Origin of the sequence: Algibacter aquimarinus, from assembly GCF_039543265.1 — a bacterium.
GTDB lineage: Bacteria > Bacteroidota > Bacteroidia > Flavobacteriales > Flavobacteriaceae > Algibacter_B > Algibacter_B aquimarinus.
Genome location: NZ_BAABJK010000004.1, coordinates 971,807 through 989,818 on the forward strand (window position 1 = coordinate 971,807; position 18,012 = coordinate 989,818).

The window sequence follows — 18,012 nt, forward strand, 5'->3', positions numbered from 1 at the left end:
TCGAAATTAGTTCTTAAATCTAAACAAAAAATCCCACACGAAAAGTATGGGATTATAATTTTATGAAAATGATAACTATTTTATATACTGGCTTTCAATAATTCTCGATTCATTCTTGCAATAGTATCCAATGAAATTCCTTTAGGGCATTCTACTTCGCAAGCACCTGTATTTGTACAATTACCAAAACCTTCTAAATCCATTTGAGCTACCATGTTTTTAACACGGTCTGCTGCTTCTACTTGTCCTTGAGGTAATAATGCATATTGTGATACTTTAGCACCTACAAATAACATAGCACTGGAATTTTTACAAGTCGCCACACAAGCTCCACAACCAATACATGTTGCTGCGTCCATGGCAGTATCTGCTGATTCTTTAGCAATAGGTATAGCATTTGCGTCTTGAGTATTTCCTGATGTATTTACAGAAATAAACCCTCCTGCTTGTTGTATACGGTCAAAAGCACTTCTATCTACGATTAAGTCTTTAATTACAGGAAATGCAGTTGCACGCCAAGGCTCGATATAAATAGTATCTCCATCATTAAAGCTCCTCATATGTAATTGACAAACCGTTATTGCTCTATCTGGACCATGTGCACGACCATTTATGTACATAGAGCACATACCACAAATACCTTCACGACAGTCATGATCGAAAGCTATAGGCTCTTCATTCTTATCTATCAAATCTTGATTTAAAACATCAAGCATTTCTAAGAAGGACATATCTGGTGATACATCGTCCAACTTATAGTCAACAATTTTTCCTTTATCGTTGGCGCTTTTTTGACGCCATATTTTCAATGTTAATTTCATAGCTATTCTCTTATTTATAACTTCTTTCCTTAACTTCTATATTTTCGTAAACTAAGTCTTCTTTATGTAACACAGCATCTTTAGGTTCTCCTTTGTATTCCCAAGCTGACACATATTGAAACTCTTTTCTTCGCATAGCTTCGCCTTCTGGTGTTTGGTACTCCTCTCTAAAATGCCCTCCTGCTGATTCTTCTCTTTGCAGTGCATCTTTAGCAAATAGCTCTCCTAACTCTAAGAAGTCTGCAACACGACCTGCTTTTGCCAATTCTTCATTATACTCATTTGCAGTACCTGGAACTTTAACATCTTTGTAGAACTCTGCTCTTAATTCAGCAATTTCTGAAATGGCTGATTTTAAATCTTTTGCATTTCTAGCCATTCCACATTTATTCCACATTATTTTTCCTAATTTCTTGTGGAAATAATCTACAGAATGTGTTCCGTTATTATTGACTAATTTTTCAAGATTTGCTTTTACAAGACTTTCAGCATCTTCAAATTCTTTAGTATCTGTTGATATTGGACCAGTTCTAATATCATCTGCTAAATAATCGCCAATAGTGTAAGGCAACACAAAATAACCATCAGCTAAACCTTGCATAAGTGCAGAAGCACCAAGTCTATTAGCACCATGATCAGAGAAGTTTGCTTCACCAATTGCATATAAACCAGGAACTGTTGTCATCAAGTTGTAATCTACCCAAATACCACCCATTGTGTAATGCACTGCTGGATAAATCATCATTGGTGTTTCGTATGGGTTTTGATCTACAATTTTCTCGTACATCTGAAATAGGTTACCATACTTAGCCTTTACTATCTCTTTTCCTAATTTAGTAACAAGTGCTTTGTCATCTTCATTAAGACCTTTAACGTGTGCTTGCTCTTTACCGTAACGCTCTATGGCTGCCGCAAAATCTAAATAAACAGCTTCACCTGTTTTATTAACACCGTAACCTGCATCGCAACGCTCTTTAGCTGCTCTGGAAGCAACGTCTCTTGGTACTAAATTTCCAAAAGCTGGATATCTACGTTCTAAGTAATAGTCTCTATTTTCTTCAGAAATATCAGTCGGTTTTAATTTCCCTTCTCGAATCGCCAAAACATCATCCATGTTTTTTGGAACCCATATACGTCCGTCATTTCTTAAAGACTCAGACATCAATGTTAATTTAGACTGATGATCTCCAGAAACTGGAATACATGTTGGGTGAATTTGAGTGTAGCATGGGTTTGCAAAAAAAGCACCACGTTTATGAGCTTTCCAAGCTGCTGTAACATTACTTCCCATGGCGTAAGTGGATAGGTAAAATGCATTGCCATAACCTCCTGTTCCTAATACAACCGCATGAGCAGAATGACGCTCAATTTCTCCTGTAACCAAATTACGGGCTATAATACCTCTAGCTTTTCCATCCACAATAACCACATCTAACATTTCATGGCGACTGTACATTTTTATCTTACCACGACCTATTTGACGGTTCATTGCAGAATAAGCACCTAATAATAATTGCTGCCCTGTTTGTCCTTTAGCATAAAATGTTCTAGAAACCAATACACCCCCAAACGAACGATTATCTAAAAGACCTCCATAATCACGGGCAAAAGGAACACCTTGTGCCACACATTGGTCAATAATATTAGTTGAAACCTCGGCCAAACGATGTACGTTTGATTCTCGAGAACGATAATCACCACCTTTTACTGTGTCGTAAAATAATCTATATGTTGAATCTCCATCACCTTGGTAATTCTTAGCTGCGTTAATTCCACCTTGAGCTGCAATGGAATGCGCTCGTCTTGGAGAATCTTGAAAACAGAAAGATTTTACGTTATATCCCAATTCTGCTAAAGTTGCAGCAGCAGAACCTCCTGCTAAACCTGTGCCAACTATAATAATGTCAATAAGACGCTTATTTGCAGGATTTACTAGGTTGATCTTATTTTTATGATTAGTCCACTTATCCGCTAATGGACCTTCTGGTACTTTTGAGTTTAACGTTTTCATAACTATGATAATACGTATTTAAAATGATGATAAAGCGCCACAAATATAAATCCTAAGGGAATTAGAATCGAATAGGCTTTTCCTATATTTTTCAGTGCTGTCTTTCTGCCTGCTGTACCTCCCATTGATTGAAAAGCAGATGTAAAACCATGTGCCAAATGCAAGCCTAAAAGAACAAAAGAAATTACGTAAGCAATGGTTCTTATGTGACTGTGAAACTTATGTTGTAGTTCTTCAAAATATCTAAACTCTTGTGTGCCTTCTAGCAAACCAGACATATCGCCTTGGATATATTTTACGTTTAATTCTGGAATCCAGAAATCTATAAAGTGTAACACAAAAAAAGCAAGAACAACTAAACCGCTGTAAATCATATTCCTACTAGCCCATGATGAATTTGCGCTTCCATTATTCTTTGCATAAGTAACTCCAACAGCTCTTCTGTTTTTTAATTCTAAAATAAAACCCATTACAAAATGAAAAACAACAGCGAAAATTAAAACGGGTTGTAATGCAAATTGAACGACAGGATTAGTTCCCATAAAATGAGAAACTTCATTAAACATTTCTGGACTAAAAACTGATAAACTATTAATTGCTAAATGTTGTAATAAGAAAAACATAAGGAAAAAAGCAGAAAGCGCCATAGCTACCTTTCTTCCTATTGAAGATTTAAAAAATCCGCCCATTATTTTGTAGTTAATTTATTAGTTTAACAAAGGTACGTTAGTATTGAATTTTAGACAACTAACTATTGTCATGTTTTTGTTATTTAGAATGGTTTTTAATTAACCTATTTTACTTGAAAACCTGAAGATTCTGACCCCAGTTTAACAGTGTATTTACCAACTGGTAAGTAGTATTTCCCGTTTTTAGCTTTTTCAATTTCTAAACCTTCTTTTTCTTTCTGTAAATGTTTTAAAACTGATTCTGATATTTCTAAATTATATTTTGTGTAATTAAATCCTTTATCGGCATTAAAAGCTATTGATTTTAATTCTTTTCCACCTTCAGAAAAAATATTCAAATTCACGTTTTTTTCTGAACTACTGTAAAAATTAAAAACCACAGAAGGCTCTATAGTTGAACTCCAAGTATTTCTCGGATTACCCCATTGGTTTGAAAATTTTACAGATGGCACATCAAAAAGTAAAAGTGATTTATCCATTTTTGAAGTATTCATTTTTTGAAGTGCTTCAATATTGGTTTTATAAATACTTCTCCCGTGGGTTCCTAAAATTAAATCTTTAGCTTCTGTTTGAATGACTAAATCGTGAATAGCAACATTTGGTAAACCTTCATTAAAAACCTCCCAAGTTTTACCTCTATTAAATGAAACATAGGCACCATTATCCGTTCCTAAATAAAGTAAATTTTCATTTTCTGGATCTTCTTTAATGACGTTTACTGGAGACAATGAAATATTAGAGTTAATGGACTTCCATGTGTTTCCATAATCCTCACTTAAGTAAACATAAACATTAAAATCATCCCATCTATAACCGTTTAATGTTACATATACGCGTTCTTTTTTATGTTTAGAAGCAATTACTCTACTTACCCATAAATCTTGTGGTAATCCTCCCGTAATGTTTGTCCAGCTACTTCCTCCATTTTTTGTTACTTGAACTAAACCATCATCACTACCTGTGTAAATTAAACCAAATTGCAGTGGGCTCTCGCTAATTGTTGCCAAAGTACCATAAGCCACATTACCTTTTTTTCCACCTTTAGTTAAATCATCACTAATAGCCTCCCAATTGTCCCCTTGATTCATAGAACGCATTAATTTATTACCACCTAAATACAAAATATCTTGATTGTGTGGTGATAATAAAATAGGAGTTTGCCAATTAAAACGATACGGATTTTCGCCTAATTCATGTTTAGGTTGAATATATTTTCGCCTTCCATTTTCTAGATTTAATCTATAATAATTCCCAAATTGAAATCCTGTATAAACTACATTTGAATTACGATTATCAATTTGAATTTGCATCCCATCGCCTCCCATAATCGATTTCCAAGGATATTGTCCCCGCTGATGCCAACTTTTATTTTCACGAGCATTATTTGAACCTTTCCAAACACCATTATCTTGCAAACCACCATAAACATTATAGGGTTTTTCGTTGTCTACATTTACGGCATAAAACTGACCTACAGCAGGCGCATTATTTTTAATCCAATTCTCACCATCGTCATAGGTAATATTTACACCACCATCATTACCATTTACCAAATGGTTTGGGTCTTTAGGGTTTATCCAAAGTGCATGGTGGTCTGCGTGAACATTTTCAGCATTAATAGATTTAAATGTTTTACCTCCATCTTTAGATTTTACTATTGGCACACCATAAATATAAATATCATTTTCGTTAACAGGAGATACATGTATGTGTCCAAAATAATATCCGTAACTAAAATAAATACCATCTAAATAATCATCATGTGTTTTCTTCCAATTCTTTCCGCCATCAATACTTTTGTAAACTTCAGCCCCAATTACTGGAGTGTCAAATAACATAGAATTTGCATCCTCAAGATATTTTGCCAAATCAATTGGTTTTACATTTCCAGAGCGCACCATCTGCTTCACGTTTTCCGCTCTATATTTTTCCTGAAATCCATTTGTTTTTAAAAATGCATTTAAGCTTTTATCTTCTAGATTTAAAAACTCTGAATTAGACATGGTTTTAAAATCAGCTTTAACCAATTTACTTTTCTCTTTTGTTTTTTTCTTTTGCGGTCGTCTAAATTGGTTATCATGTACTACATAAACTACATTGTCATTAAAAACAGCAATACCAATTCTACCAACACCTTCTCCTGTTGGAAAACCACTTGTTTTCGTAGATATTTTTGTCCATGATTCTCCAGCGTCAACACTTTTATAAATTGCTGAGTTTTCTCCGCTACCCTCAAAGTTCCATGCTTTTCTATCCTTGGTCCAAGAGGTAGCAAACATAATATTATAGTTTTTTGGGCTTCGTTGTAAGTCTATAATCCCACTATTATCATCAATAAACAATGTTTGTTTCCATGATTCTCCTCCATCTGTGGTTTTATAAACTCCGCGTTCATCATTGGAAGAATATAAATGCCCCGTTACGCCAACCACAACAACATCTGGATTTTTTGGGTGAATTAATATTGTCGCAAAATGATGAGCATCTAAAAGCCCCATATTTCTCCATGATTTGCCATTATCAGTAGATTTTAAAATACCAATTCCTGCATAAGAAGACCGTGATGCATTATTTTCGCCTGTACCAACATATATAGTTTTTGTTGGCCAATGTACAGCAATATCACCAACATTTTGCGTATTTGATGAGTCAAGAATTGGCAAAAATGTAGTTCCATTATTTGTTGTATGCCAAACGCCACCAGATGCATAACCTACATAAAACTCGGAAGGTTTTTCTGGGTTAACCTCCAAATCAACCACGCGCCCACTCATAATTGTTGGACCAATATTTTCAAATGGAACTTTTTTAACTAATGATGTTTTTTGGAGCTCTTCTTTGTTCTGAAGTGCTTTTTGAACTAATTCTGAAGAAGTTGCTAATTGTTGGGCATTATTAATAAACGTACTTAGTAAAATTATGAGAATAATAAATCTTGAAAATAACATATTGGTTAGAGTTTTAGTGGCATTAAATTACTGCTTTTTTCAAAACCAAAGATTAATTGCATCTGTATTTTAAACAAAAAAATTATAATTGCCTTTTATTAATCACTTCAAAAAAGTTTTTACGATAAGTATTACCTATGGGAAGCTGTTTTATACCAACCCAAACAGAATCATTATCAATTTTATTAATATGAGACAAAGCCACTATATATGATTTATGAATTTGTATAAAAAGTGTTTCAGGAAGTCTGTCAGATAAATACTTAAGCGTATTGTAAGTAATTATTTGTTCTTCTCTTAATTCTACAGAAACGTAATTTTTTAAGCCTTCAATAAATAGTATATCGTTTATAAAAACGCGATTAAAATTATGCTTACCATCAGTTTTAATAAAAATATAATCTTCGTTATCATCTTGTTTATTAACATCTGGCGAAAATTTTATTTGTGCTTTAAGTGCTGCTTTATAAAAACGCTCAAAAGCAAATGGCTTCAATAAATAATCAACAGCAGCGACTTCGTAGCTGTCTAGAGCAAATTCTGAATACGCTGTCGTGAAGATAATTTGAGTATCTGGTTTTATAATTTTTGAAAGCTGAATACCTGTAATTTGTGGCATTTGAACATCAAGAAAAACCAAGTCTACCTGATTAGTATCCAAAAAAGCAAGTGCTTCTAGCGGCTTAGTAAAGGCCCCTTGTAGTTTTAAAAAAGCTACATCCGAAACATATCGCTCAAGTAATCTTACAGCAGCAGGTTCATCATCAATAATAATACAATTAAGCTCTTGCATTACAATGGTATTTTTAAATAAGCTACGTAAGTACTATTTCTGTTTTCAGAAATTAGGGTGTAGTCTTTTTTAAATAGTAACTCTAGCCTTCTTTTAATGTTTTTTGCACCAATACCTTTATCCATATAGTTTTCTGAAGGATTCACTTCATTTTTGGTTTCAATTTCTAAATGTTTATCATTAACAGATATTTTTATTGTGGCTGGCTTTTTAGAATCGTTAAGAATGCCATGTTTACACAAATTTTCTACAAAGTGAATAAGCATCAAAGAAGGCACATTTTCATCACTTATATGTCCTTCTACAGATAGGGTTACATAAAATTCATCTTCATACCTTCTTTTGTAAAAATACAGATAATCTTTAATGAAATTGATTTCTTTAGTTAAAGGCATGTAGTTTTCTTTAGCAACATAGGTTACATACCTTAACAAGTTAGAGAGCTTTAAAATATCTTCGGCAGTTTCTGGTTGCTTATCATAAAGATCGGAATAGAATCCATTTAATGTGTTGAATAAAAAGTGCGGACTTATTTGAGACTTCAGCATCGACATTTGAGCTTCTTGATGCTGCAATTCCAGTTCATGTATCCTAGATTTATTTTGGGTAAACCTAAAAAACAAAAACATTAAACTACTAAATAAGCAAGGTTTAAATGCATAGAAAACACTATCTGTCAAGTAAATAAGAACAATATCTGGTCTTTCTAAGTTATAATTATGAAAATCTAATAACTGTAAGATTAAAATTTCTTCAAGAAAAAAGCGAACTGCTGCAAAACATAAAACCATTAAAAAAAAGGAAATTATGTATTGTATAATTTTGTTTGGTTTTAAAAAACGTGGAGCAAATACCAAATAGTTTATTGCATAAACTGAGAAATATGCAATATTAAAAGTTGTAAACAATATAATACCTGCTGGTTTAAACCAAGCTTCTCTGGCTTTGTTAAAAATAAGTTCGTTTGAATATTCCCAAGTTCCTCCTATAAACATGAGCAACAAACAAAATATAATGTTGTATTTAAGTTCTTTTGATAATCGCATGAAACGAATTTAGCATCATTATATCTATTTACTAGTATAATTATATAAAAACACTGTTTTCTTATATGAACACGCATTACTAAACGACAAATGTATAAATAAGGCAAAATGCAGTGTTTGTAGAATTTACAACTAGGTATATCAGGTTTTCAAGAAATTGAAAAACATAAAATATAATTTCACCTAGAATTTAATTTTAAAAATCTTTTTTTATGAAAAAATCATTAATATTTCTATTTACGACATTCCTTTTTATCACTACAAATGCACAAAACAAAAAACAAGTTTTAGATAGCGATTTCCTAAAAACTCACACGTCATACTTTTCAATTAATAATAATATTATATCTGGAGAAGGTAGAAAAACTTTAGAAACTATAGCAAAAAACTCGCAATTTGTTGTTTATGGAGAAATGCATGGCTCTGAACAAACTTCAGTATTCAATAAAGCTTTTATTCCTTTACTTGCCGATTCTAACTTTAAATATTTTGCAATTGAAGTTGGACCCCATTCCGCACAAAAACTTACTGATTTAACTACTCCTGCAAATAAAACCGTTGAAAACCTAAATACATTTAACACAACCTATACCGTAGCTCAAGGTGGCGAAGTTGCTGTACCAATTCCATTTTTTGAAAGTATAACTGATGCAGAATTTTTAAAAGAAGCTCGTACAAGAAACATGCAGCTTTGGGGTATAGATCAAGAATTCTATTTTTCAGCTTTCTTTCTGATGGATGAATTAACTAAAACCACAAAGGGAAGTTTTAATTATGATAACATAGTAAATCTCCAAAACCAAGCAAAAGGTATAATGTACAAACATTTTATTGATGAGCTTAAAGGCGAAAATGAAGGTGCATATGCTGTAATAAAAGAAGAAGAAGAAGCTGTTAAAAACTATTTTAATGCTTTTGATATTAGTAACAAAAAGGCTCAAGCCATTATAAAAGATTTAAAAATTAGTTGGGACATATATATAAATTGGAGAAATGATTCTCATGTAGATAGAATTAGTTATATGCGTAATAACTTTATGAAACATTATAACGAAGTCGCAAAAACAGAAAAGTTCCCAAAAGTATTTACTAAAATTGGAAGCCTTCATGCAAAGAAAACCTATTCAAATGGTGCTTTTGATATTGGCGAGCTAACTACATCTTTAGCAAAAAAGAATGGCACTATTTCAACTAGCATTGGCTCATGGCAACCTTACGCAAAAGATAAAGATGGCACAATTATAAATAATTTCGAAAAATATAAAAGAAGTTATAAACGCTATCAGACCTTTATTCCTTTAGCTAAAGAAAATGCTTTTGCTATAATTAACCTAAAAGCAGTTAGAGACGCTATTGAAAACAACGAAATTGAATTACCAAACACTGGAGACTACCATAAATTAAGAAATCTTATTTACGGGTACGATTACCAATTGTTATTACCGATTGATGAAGAACCCACTCCAAATAGAAGAGAATAAATTATAGAAAAATACCTGTATCTATATAAAATAGGTACAGGTAACTATTTTTAATCTAACATTAACTTTTTGCTAGTCTTAGCATTGTCTGAATGAATATTAATAATATAAACGCCCCCTGATAAACCTTGAACATTTATATTTTTAATTCTTGATGCCTCAGATAAATCGTACTCAGATATTTGTCTTCCACTAACATCATAAATAATAGCTTTACTCAAGTTAATAAACGACTCATTTTTGATAAAAAATTCTGTGGTTGCTGGGTTAGGGTAAATGCTTATTGCATTTGCTAACTCAGATTCCTCAATACTTAAATTACATGTAGAAGAATCTATCATAACAGATGTAGGAAACTTGGGATCAGGAGGATTTACAGAAACTGGACAAGGGTTCATTGTTGTACTCCTATCTTGGATACTATTTCCACCAGCAATATTATCTGAACTTAAGTTTCGTTGCTGCTCTTGGTTTGATAATGAAAAATTCATTACATCATCGCTATTATTACCATCAAAAGCAACATCTATAACATGTGCTAATTGATGACCGTGTCCTGCTTCATGAAGCGCTACGCTTTCAAAATCGAATTGAGATCCAGTAGGAAGTCCTGAACCAAAATACCAATTTCTACCATCATCAAAAACAATATCCATTTCGCTTACAAACCATCTAATATCACCATTTCCAAGATTACAACCAGAATACCAGGATGTACAGCGACCAAGTACGCCGCTTTCTAGTTCATTCCCATTATCGAATCTTACAACATTTGTACCATCTGGTTCATCTGCTTCACCATCCATATTGCCATCATCCATGGTATCATTTCCTGTAACATCTATAGTTGTAGCTGTACTACTTATGTCCCAATTAATATTAGTTTCGCATCGCCAAACATCTATTACTCTCTCAAAAGCTGCTCTTGCGCCTGGAAACTCTGTGTCATTAAAAAAGTCAGTAAACATCTCCCAAGTATAACCTCCAGACCCATTATCGTTTACATGCTGAACTTGATATGCATTACCTCCAGATATAACATTTATTTCTGCGTGAGTAACTGTTAGCGTTTGGCTTGATTCTGCCATTGTAGTATCGGAATTATGAAAAACAGTAACAGTCCCTGTTCCAGCATTTGATGGCACTTCAACAATAATTGTGTTATCATCCCATTGAATTATTTGAGATGGTAAAGGCGTTGGACTTCTTGGAGCCATAATTTCACTTGTAAGAGTAGCTCCACCATCATCAGCGTTTTTAAAACCTATTGTGCCAGGTGTTGCACCAAAGCCTGAGCCCGTAATTGTTAATTGAGCACCTTCTCCAGCAACAATAGATGTTGGAGAAATGTTGGTAATTGCTACAGCCAGTAAGCTTTTACTATTCGTGGTTTTATTATCACTATTTTGAGATAAAAGTATATTATCTTTTAACTCAAGCATTTTTTCTTGAGATATATTTTCAATTTGCTTATAAAATTCGCCACCTGAATTTTTATAGGATTTAAAAACATTTTTGGAAGAATTAGAAAAACCATCATATCCATAAAAACCTTGAATACCACTGTAAGCCTCAAAAGATTTTATGCCACCTTTGTTTGTTTCAATATCCTCTTTTTTAGATTCTTCTAAAACAAAAACACCGTACTTTCCATTAAATAATTGTAAGCTATGTGAAGAAATTTGAGCTTGAAGACCCACAACCCCCCCAAGAGTAATTACATCTACATATTCTATTTTTTGTCCTTTAAAAACTTTATAAACTTCAACAGTATTTCTTGTGTAAATATTTCTGTGATCTTTACTCCAAAAAGATTCTTGAGCCACTACTTTTCCCTCAACAATTAAACTAGATTTTTCAATCTGTTCTTCTAGAGAAACTTCTACCAAACTTTGGGCTGATAGATGACATGTTGGTATTAAACAAAATAAAACTGCAAAAGCATAACTAAGGAAGGTAGTTTTTTTCATGATAAGTGTATAATATCTATTTAGAGGGTATTTCAAATATAGGAAATTAAAACATATTTTAGTTTATTAAGTTTTAGTACTTTTATGATCGTAATAAAAATAAATATGAAATATCTACCTATAAACAATCAACTTTTTGTAAAAAACAGAAAGAATTTTATGTCTAATATGAGGCCTAAAAGCTTAGCCGTTTTTAACTCTAACGACATATATCCTATAAGTGCAGATAGCACAATGCCATTTGAACAACATAGAGATATTTTTTATTTAAGTGGCGTAGACCAAGAAGAAAGTATTCTTGTTTTATTTCCAGATTGTCCAAAAGAAAAACATCGTGAAATTTTGTTTTTAAGAGAAACCAACGAGCATATTGCTGTTTGGGAAGGCGAAAAACTAACCAAAGAAAAAGCATATGAAACTAGTGGTATTAAAACGGTGTATTGGTTACAAGATTTGGAAAAAGTGATGTTTGAAATCATGACCCAATGCGAAACTTTTTATGTAAACACAAACGAACATTATCGCGCTAATGTTGAAACTGAAACTCGCGAAGACCGTTTTACAAAATGGTTAAAAGAAAAATACCCTGCCCACAGCGTAACTAAAAGTAATCCTATTTTACAGCGTTTACGCTCGGTAAAAGACCCAATCGAGATTGATTTAATTCAGCAAGCTTGTAATATTACAGAAAAAGGCTTTAAGCGAATTTTAAACTTTGTAAAACCAGGAGTTTGGGAGTACGAAATTGAGGCAGAATTTATCCATGAGTTTTTAAAAAACCGCTCAAAAAAGTTTGCTTACACGCCTATTGTTGCTTCCGGCAATAATGCCAATGTACTACACTATATCGAAAACAATCAACAATGTAAATCTGGCGATTTAATTTTAATGGATGTTGGCGCAGAATACGCAAATTACTCTAGCGATATGACTCGCACAATTCCTGTCTCCGGAAAATTTACTGACAGACAAAAAAAGGTTTATAATGCAGTAAATAAAGTAAAAAATGAAGCAACAAAACTACTAATTCCTGGTACAGATTGGGCAGAATACCATGTTGAAGTTGGTAAAATGATGACTTCAGAATTATTAGATTTAAAACTTCTAGATAAGGCTGATGTACAAAATGAAAATCCAGATTGGCCAGCTTATAAAAAATATTTTATGCATGGTACAAGTCACCATATGGGTTTAGACACTCACGATTATGGGATTTTAACAGAACCTATGCAAGCAAATATGGTATTTACTGTTGAACCCGGAATTTATATACCAGATGAAGGTTTTGGTATCCGTTTAGAAGATGATGTTGTTATTCAAGAATCTGGAGAACCTTTTAATTTGATGCAAAACATACCGATTGATGCTGATGAGATTGAGGATATTATGAATAGTTAAAATTCTATAAGATTGAAAATATGAATAAAAACACAAAAGTTAGAATTTTATGGTATTTGTCCTTTTTGGTTATTTTCTTAATCGTTTGGACAATTTTACATTATACATTTGAAAATTTAGTAAGCCCATATAAAGGAATGATTAGTGGTGGAATTGCTGGTTTACTATCACCAAGAATAACGCAATATGAAACTCAATCAGGGAAACAAACCCAATTGAAATGGGTTTTTTTGAAAAAAGCAATTACAATATAAAATGCTTATTAAAAAATGATAACTGAATTGCTAACTCCATCTGAACTAAAAAAGTTTGTAAATTAAAACTAATAAAAATTCACAAAAAATTTAAAAAACGTACATTAATTAATAACTAAAAGTTACACTAGATCGCAGTAATAATTTTAGAAAAATAAAAATACTTCAATTATTAGTTCCTTATAAAAATGAAATACTTTTCTATAAATCTATATCTAAAAATGCTTAATTGTGCGATGGCTGAGGGCATGTCTAGAAATGATTTTATGGAATTGCCTACATCAATTGATGAAGCAGAACATTTACAGGTTATCGCTGCAGAGGAATTTCTGTATTTACATGAATTACTCGATGATAAATTAGGTCCTGGATTTGGAGTTCGTGTAGGTCAACAAATGCTTATTGAGGATTATGGTGTTTTAGGACTTTCGTGGCGCACCTGCTCTAGAGTAGGCGAAATTTTTGAAAGGAGTGAACGCTACTTCAAATTATTATCCAATACTTTTGTTTGGCAAATTCAAAAAGAAGGAAATATCTCTCATGTTATTCTCAACAGGGAGGCGCTTAGAAGAGGTATGGAACTATCCACAGAAGCAAGTTTATCTGCAACAGTTGTGGTTTTGCAAGCTATGTCTGAAAAGAATATTTCACCAACTAAAGTCAGTTTTAAACACAAACCACCAACAGATTTAACTAGCTTCCATACTGCCTTTAATTGTCCTATATTATTTAATCAACCACAATACGCAATAAGCTATAAAACTGAAGACCTTAATTTAAGAACAGCCAAAGCCGATGCCAATATTAACAGTTACCTCTTACAACAAGTCGATGAAAAAACTAAGGGTATTAAAATTCCGGGGGCAAAATTTGCACGTGATGTCGAATCTCTAATTAAAGATGCCCTACCAACAGGAATTCCGAGTATACATCATATTGCCGACCTTACTGCTATGAGTAACCGAACGCTAACAAGGAGACTATCTGAAGCTGGTGTTACTTATCGCGACCTCATAAAAAAGACTCAAGAAAATATTGCAAAAAATATGCTACGTAATACTACACAAAGCGTGGGCGAAATTGCATTCTTAACAGGTTTTTCCGAACAAAGTGCATTCAATCGCGCTTTTAAGAAATGGACAAACCAAACACCTTCAGAATTTAGAAAATCCATTTAAAATTTACGATTTGGCGCAAAATGTCAAAAGGTTGTCTTTAAGTGTCAAAAATCCCTTTTGAACACTTCGCACCTTTGTATCATCAAATTAATTAACACAATTTAATGATGGTAACAATAGTAAAACTTCTAATAGGAATTATTTCAACGCTTTTAGTTAATTCAAAAAATAGCTACGAGCCATTTCAAGACTATAATGAATTGAGGACGGTACATGTTTCAAGCAATACTGCAAGAGATACTAAAGCAGAAGCCTTTCAAATTTTAGACAATAAATGTAACGTTTGTCATCTTAAACGAAACAAAAGACGCGTATTCACAACAGAAAATATGAATTCTTGGGCTAATGATATTTATAAGCAAGTCTATGTTAAAAAACGAATGCCTAAAGGCAAAAAAATAAAGCTCACTTCTCAAGAATATCAAAATTTACTAACCTGGATATCATCCACTAAAACTTCAACCAATGGAATTTAAACTAAAATTTATAGTATTAATACTAGGCATATTATTTACAGGGCTTACCGCTGGCTTATGCTTTACTTGGTCTAATGCTGTTACACCTGGAATTGGCCGACAAGACAACTTAACTTTCTTAAAGTCTTTTCAGTCAATGAATAGAGTTATCATAAATGTCAAGTTTATAGTGGTATTTTTTGGTCCTGTATTATTGCTTTTTCTTACTAGTTATTTATTCAAAAGTAACACCACGAGTTTTTGGCTATTTCTAATTGCGGCAATACTCTTTTTTATAGGAATTGGCTTGGTAACTGTATTTGGCAACGTTCCTTTAAATGAAATTTTGGACAAGTCCAATCTTGAAACACTTTCAAAAACCGAATTACAAGAGCTTCGAAACAAATTTGAGCAACCTTGGAATAACTGGCATACCATAAGAACAGTATCCTCATTTAGTGCTTTTGCACTTTTAATTATAGGCACCCTTTACATCAAATAAGAAAAATTATCAATTAAAAAACGAACAATCATGAAACATTTAAGAACTATTAGTTTTGGAATAATTATCTGGATTCTTGGAGTAAGTGTTTATTCAGTTTCCTTCTATATTCCAATTTTAGAAGACCTAGAACTTCAGGCAAATATTTTACTGTCTTTAGGAATCCTGCCTATAGTATGGTTTGCGTCAAAACTGTACTACACAAAAAAAAGTACCACGAAAGGATACTGGTTAGGGTTATTTTTCTTTTTAACCGCAACCGTTTTAGACGCTTTAATCACCGTTCCTTTATTAATAATTCCAAACGGTGGAACGTATTACGATTTCTTCACAGCTCCTGGTTTTTGGCTGATTGGATTGGAATTTATCGCAGCAACGACCTTGTATTGGTACGCCAATGTTTTTAACAAAAGAAATGCCGCAAATTATTTATAGAAGAATCATCAAAAGCTTCAAATAACTGAAGTACAATTAATATAAATTTAAAATCAAATAGAAATGAAAACAGAAAACATTTTAGTTATCGGAGGGAACGGTAAAACCGGTCGCAGAGTTGCAGAAAATTTAACTCAATTAGGGCACAACGTACGCGTTGTAGGAAGGAAAACAAACCCAGCATTTGATTGGGAAAACACAGACACATATGACACCGCTTTAAAAGATATGGATCGAGCCTACATCGTATATTACCCTGATTTGGCAGTGCCTGGTTCTAGAGACGCTATTACAACACTGACTAAAAAAGCTCTAGATGCTGGCTTAGAAAAAGTAGTATTACTCTCCGGCAAAGGTGAGACAGAAGCTGAAGCCTGCGAGGAAATCGTAGCAAACTCTGGGTTAAACTATACATTAGTTAGAGCATCTTGGTTTAATCAAAATTTTAGTGAAGGTGCTTTCCTAGAGTTTATTCTAAACGGCACTGTTGCGTTACCAATGCCAAATGCAGAAATTCCATTTGTAGATGTAAATGATATAGCAGATGTTGTTTCAAAAGTAATAGTGGATGACACTTATAATGGACAAACCATAACCGTTACTGGACCTCAAAAAAGAACCTTTAAGGAAGTTGTTGAAATTATGGCAGAATCTATAGGTAAACACATTCAATTTATACCAATTTCTATTGACGAATTTAAGCAAGGTATGAAACAAGCAGGACTACCAGATTCTTATGTATGGCTGTTCGGTTATTTATTCCAAGAAGTATTAGGAAATCCAAATAATCAGGAAGTATCAGATGACGTAGCCACAGTTTTGGGTAGGCCAGCTATAGATTTTGAAACATTTGCGAAGAAAACCGCTACAACTGGCATTTGGAATCAAAGTGTAGCTACAACATTATAAAATTAAAGTAGAAAACACAAATACAACAGGATCTTTAAGCAATTAATAGGTCCTGTTGTTATTTACAAAAATCAATACTAATGAACACAAGCAAAACATACAGTACCAAAAGTAATTATCTTAAACTGGGATCAATTTTTGGAGCAGGAATTGGACTTGACAATGGAGTCTTAACCAAAAGTATCGCAATTGTTTTGTCTTTAGGCGCGGGAGTTGATTTATTGAATTATAATTCCCAAAAATTAATTACTTTTAGTCTAGCGGAAGGTATAAAACTTAACTAGTCATTGACTAGACCTTTAGCATTCATTTGTATAATAATATAAAAACAATATTACATGATAATGAAATATATTTTATTATTCAGTTTGCTAATATTAACGAGTTGCTCTAATAAATCCAAGTCGGAAATAGTATCAACAAAAACGGATAATCCAGAAAATTTGATTGCAGTTCTTGATACTATTTGGCAAAGAGAACAGCTTCCAATTAGATCAAGGGACTCACTAATAAAGATATATGGTACTAATTCGGAATTAGTTAAAGAACAACAGGCAATTTATAAGAAGAATCATATCATCAATGAAAGAAAAGTGAAGAATATTCTGGATTCATATGGGTGGCCCACCAAAGAAATGATAGGTGAACAAGGAAATTGGACCATATGTAATGTTATTCAACATTCAGATAATGAGGTTCGAATACAATATCTTCCAATGATGAGGCAAGCTGTAAAAGATAAAAAATTAGAACCACGTTTTTTGGTTAGAGCTGAAGATAGAATTGCAACAGAAAGAGGAGATTTACAAATCTATGGTGGGCAAATGAAGTACTACCCAGAAACAAAAAGTTTCAATTTATGGCCAGTACTAGATCCAAAAAACATTGATAAGAGAAGAGCTGAAATTGGACTTGAGCCAATTGCAGTATTTCTAAAGAATAGATTTGACTTTGAATGGAATCTCAATGAACAAATAAAGCGAACAGAAGAGTTTAAGGATAAGAATAATAAATCAAAATAGCGAAATCCTAACATCAAGCATATACAATAAATTAAATTATCACCGTAAAAAGAAACTAACTGAAAAATATAAATCAACAATCTTACAAGAACCAAAGATT

General features: G+C 32.7%; 17 protein-coding genes. 10 read left to right on the top strand and 7 right to left on the bottom strand.

Features of this window, described 5'->3' with window-relative positions:
• Positions 1-80: 80 nt before the first annotated feature.
• The 6 genes from ABD939_RS07070 to ABD939_RS07095 form a co-directional block, all read right to left on the bottom strand.
• Positions 81-821, bottom strand: coding sequence for a succinate dehydrogenase/fumarate reductase iron-sulfur subunit (locus ABD939_RS07070; RefSeq protein ID WP_345166250.1), 741 nt, complete (start codon positions 819-821; stop codon positions 81-83).
• A 10-nt stretch (positions 822-831) separates the two neighbouring features.
• On the bottom strand, positions 832-2,832 hold the full coding sequence (locus ABD939_RS07075) for a fumarate reductase/succinate dehydrogenase flavoprotein subunit (protein ID WP_345166253.1): 2,001 nt from the start codon (positions 2,830-2,832) through the stop codon (positions 832-834).
• Between the two features lie 2 nt (positions 2,833-2,834).
• Complete coding sequence (locus ABD939_RS07080) at positions 2,835-3,521, bottom strand: succinate dehydrogenase cytochrome b subunit (RefSeq protein ID WP_345166256.1); 687 nt, start codon at positions 3,519-3,521, stop codon at positions 2,835-2,837.
• A 104-nt stretch (positions 3,522-3,625) separates the two neighbouring features.
• The gene (locus ABD939_RS07085; protein ID WP_345166259.1) at positions 3,626-6,469 is read right to left on the bottom strand and encodes a VPS10 domain-containing protein; all 2,844 of its coding nucleotides are present in this window, start codon (positions 6,467-6,469) and stop codon (positions 3,626-3,628) included.
• Between the two features lie 82 nt (positions 6,470-6,551).
• Complete coding sequence (locus ABD939_RS07090; protein ID WP_345166262.1) at positions 6,552-7,262, bottom strand: LytR/AlgR family response regulator transcription factor; 711 nt, start codon at positions 7,260-7,262, stop codon at positions 6,552-6,554.
• Positions 7,262-8,308 (bottom strand): sensor histidine kinase, encoded by a 1,047-nt coding sequence (locus tag ABD939_RS07095; protein ID WP_345166265.1) that lies wholly within the window; start codon positions 8,306-8,308, stop codon positions 7,262-7,264. Before ABD939_RS07095 ends, ABD939_RS07090 begins: the two co-directional genes overlap by 1 nt.
• Before the next feature lie 212 nt (positions 8,309-8,520).
• Here ABD939_RS07095 and ABD939_RS07100 point away from each other — a divergent pair, with 212 nt between their 5' ends.
• A complete protein-coding gene (locus ABD939_RS07100; RefSeq protein ID WP_345166268.1) occupies positions 8,521-9,789 on the top strand; it encodes a hypothetical protein in 1,269 nt (422 codons plus the stop codon).
• Between the two features lie 50 nt (positions 9,790-9,839).
• Here the strand turns inward: ABD939_RS07100 and ABD939_RS07105 are convergent, their stop codons facing one another.
• Positions 9,840-11,759: a T9SS type A sorting domain-containing protein gene (locus ABD939_RS07105; RefSeq protein ID WP_345166271.1), complete on the bottom strand. Its 1,920-nt coding sequence runs from the start codon at positions 11,757-11,759 to the stop codon at positions 9,840-9,842.
• A 105-nt stretch (positions 11,760-11,864) separates the two neighbouring features.
• Here ABD939_RS07105 and ABD939_RS07110 point away from each other — a divergent pair, with 105 nt between their 5' ends.
• The 9 genes from ABD939_RS07110 (at position 11,865) to ABD939_RS07150 (ending at position 17,912) form a co-directional block, all read left to right on the top strand.
• A complete protein-coding gene (locus ABD939_RS07110) occupies positions 11,865-13,157 on the top strand; it encodes an aminopeptidase P N-terminal domain-containing protein (protein WP_345166273.1) in 1,293 nt (430 codons plus the stop codon).
• A 20-nt stretch (positions 13,158-13,177) separates the two neighbouring features.
• Positions 13,178-13,411, top strand: coding sequence for a hypothetical protein (locus ABD939_RS07115; RefSeq protein ID WP_345166276.1), 234 nt, complete (start codon positions 13,178-13,180; stop codon positions 13,409-13,411).
• A gap of 221 nt (positions 13,412-13,632) precedes the next feature.
• Entirely contained in the window at positions 13,633-14,589 is a 957-nt protein-coding gene (locus tag ABD939_RS07120; RefSeq protein ID WP_345166279.1) for an AraC family transcriptional regulator, read from the top strand.
• 104 nt (positions 14,590-14,693) lie between these two features.
• Positions 14,694-15,065 carry a hypothetical protein gene (locus ABD939_RS07125; RefSeq protein WP_345166282.1) on the top strand — a complete coding sequence of 124 codons (372 nt, stop codon included), beginning with the start codon at positions 14,694-14,696 and terminating at the stop codon, positions 15,063-15,065.
• A complete protein-coding gene (locus ABD939_RS07130) occupies positions 15,055-15,546 on the top strand; it encodes an anthrone oxygenase family protein (protein ID WP_345166285.1) in 492 nt (163 codons plus the stop codon). The genes ABD939_RS07125 and ABD939_RS07130 overlap by 11 nt, the downstream gene beginning before the upstream one ends.
• Before the next feature lie 30 nt (positions 15,547-15,576).
• Positions 15,577-15,981, top strand: a complete 405-nt coding sequence (locus ABD939_RS07135; RefSeq protein ID WP_345166288.1) for a DUF5367 family protein — start codon at positions 15,577-15,579, stop codon at positions 15,979-15,981.
• 63 nt (positions 15,982-16,044) lie between these two features.
• Entirely contained in the window at positions 16,045-16,890 is an 846-nt protein-coding gene (locus ABD939_RS07140; RefSeq protein ID WP_345166290.1) for an NmrA family NAD(P)-binding protein, read from the top strand.
• A gap of 80 nt (positions 16,891-16,970) precedes the next feature.
• Complete coding sequence (locus tag ABD939_RS07145; RefSeq protein ID WP_345166293.1) at positions 16,971-17,174, top strand: hypothetical protein; 204 nt, start codon at positions 16,971-16,973, stop codon at positions 17,172-17,174.
• A 309-nt stretch (positions 17,175-17,483) separates the two neighbouring features.
• Positions 17,484-17,912, top strand: a complete 429-nt coding sequence (locus tag ABD939_RS07150) for a DUF6624 domain-containing protein (RefSeq protein ID WP_345166295.1) — start codon at positions 17,484-17,486, stop codon at positions 17,910-17,912.
• Positions 17,913-18,012 lie beyond the last annotated feature (100 nt).

Coding starts and splice junctions, on each gene's coding strand:
- ABD939_RS07110 (WP_345166273.1), top strand. CDS start 11,865: ATGAAATATCTACCTATAAACAATCAACTTTTTGTAAAAAACAGAAAG.
- ABD939_RS07140 (WP_345166290.1), top strand. CDS start 16,045: ATGAAAACAGAAAACATTTTAGTTATCGGAGGGAACGGTAAAACCGGT.
- ABD939_RS07105 (WP_345166271.1), bottom strand. CDS start 11,759: ATGAAAAAAACTACCTTCCTTAGTTATGCTTTTGCAGTTTTATTTTGT.
- ABD939_RS07075 (WP_345166253.1), bottom strand. CDS start 2,832: ATGAAAACGTTAAACTCAAAAGTACCAGAAGGTCCATTAGCGGATAAG.
- ABD939_RS07100 (WP_345166268.1), top strand. CDS start 8,521: ATGAAAAAATCATTAATATTTCTATTTACGACATTCCTTTTTATCACT.
- ABD939_RS07085 (WP_345166259.1), bottom strand. CDS start 6,469: ATGTTATTTTCAAGATTTATTATTCTCATAATTTTACTAAGTACGTTT.
- ABD939_RS07145 (WP_345166293.1), top strand. CDS start 16,971: ATGAACACAAGCAAAACATACAGTACCAAAAGTAATTATCTTAAACTG.
- ABD939_RS07090 (WP_345166262.1), bottom strand. CDS start 7,262: ATGCAAGAGCTTAATTGTATTATTATTGATGATGAACCTGCTGCTGTA.
- ABD939_RS07115 (WP_345166276.1), top strand. CDS start 13,178: ATGAATAAAAACACAAAAGTTAGAATTTTATGGTATTTGTCCTTTTTG.
- ABD939_RS07125 (WP_345166282.1), top strand. CDS start 14,694: ATGATGGTAACAATAGTAAAACTTCTAATAGGAATTATTTCAACGCTT.
- ABD939_RS07095 (WP_345166265.1), bottom strand. CDS start 8,308: ATGCGATTATCAAAAGAACTTAAATACAACATTATATTTTGTTTGTTG.
- ABD939_RS07120 (WP_345166279.1), top strand. CDS start 13,633: ATGCTTAATTGTGCGATGGCTGAGGGCATGTCTAGAAATGATTTTATG.
- ABD939_RS07080 (WP_345166256.1), bottom strand. CDS start 3,521: ATGGGCGGATTTTTTAAATCTTCAATAGGAAGAAAGGTAGCTATGGCG.
- ABD939_RS07070 (WP_345166250.1), bottom strand. CDS start 821: ATGAAATTAACATTGAAAATATGGCGTCAAAAAAGCGCCAACGATAAA.
- ABD939_RS07130 (WP_345166285.1), top strand. CDS start 15,055: ATGGAATTTAAACTAAAATTTATAGTATTAATACTAGGCATATTATTT.
- ABD939_RS07135 (WP_345166288.1), top strand. CDS start 15,577: ATGAAACATTTAAGAACTATTAGTTTTGGAATAATTATCTGGATTCTT.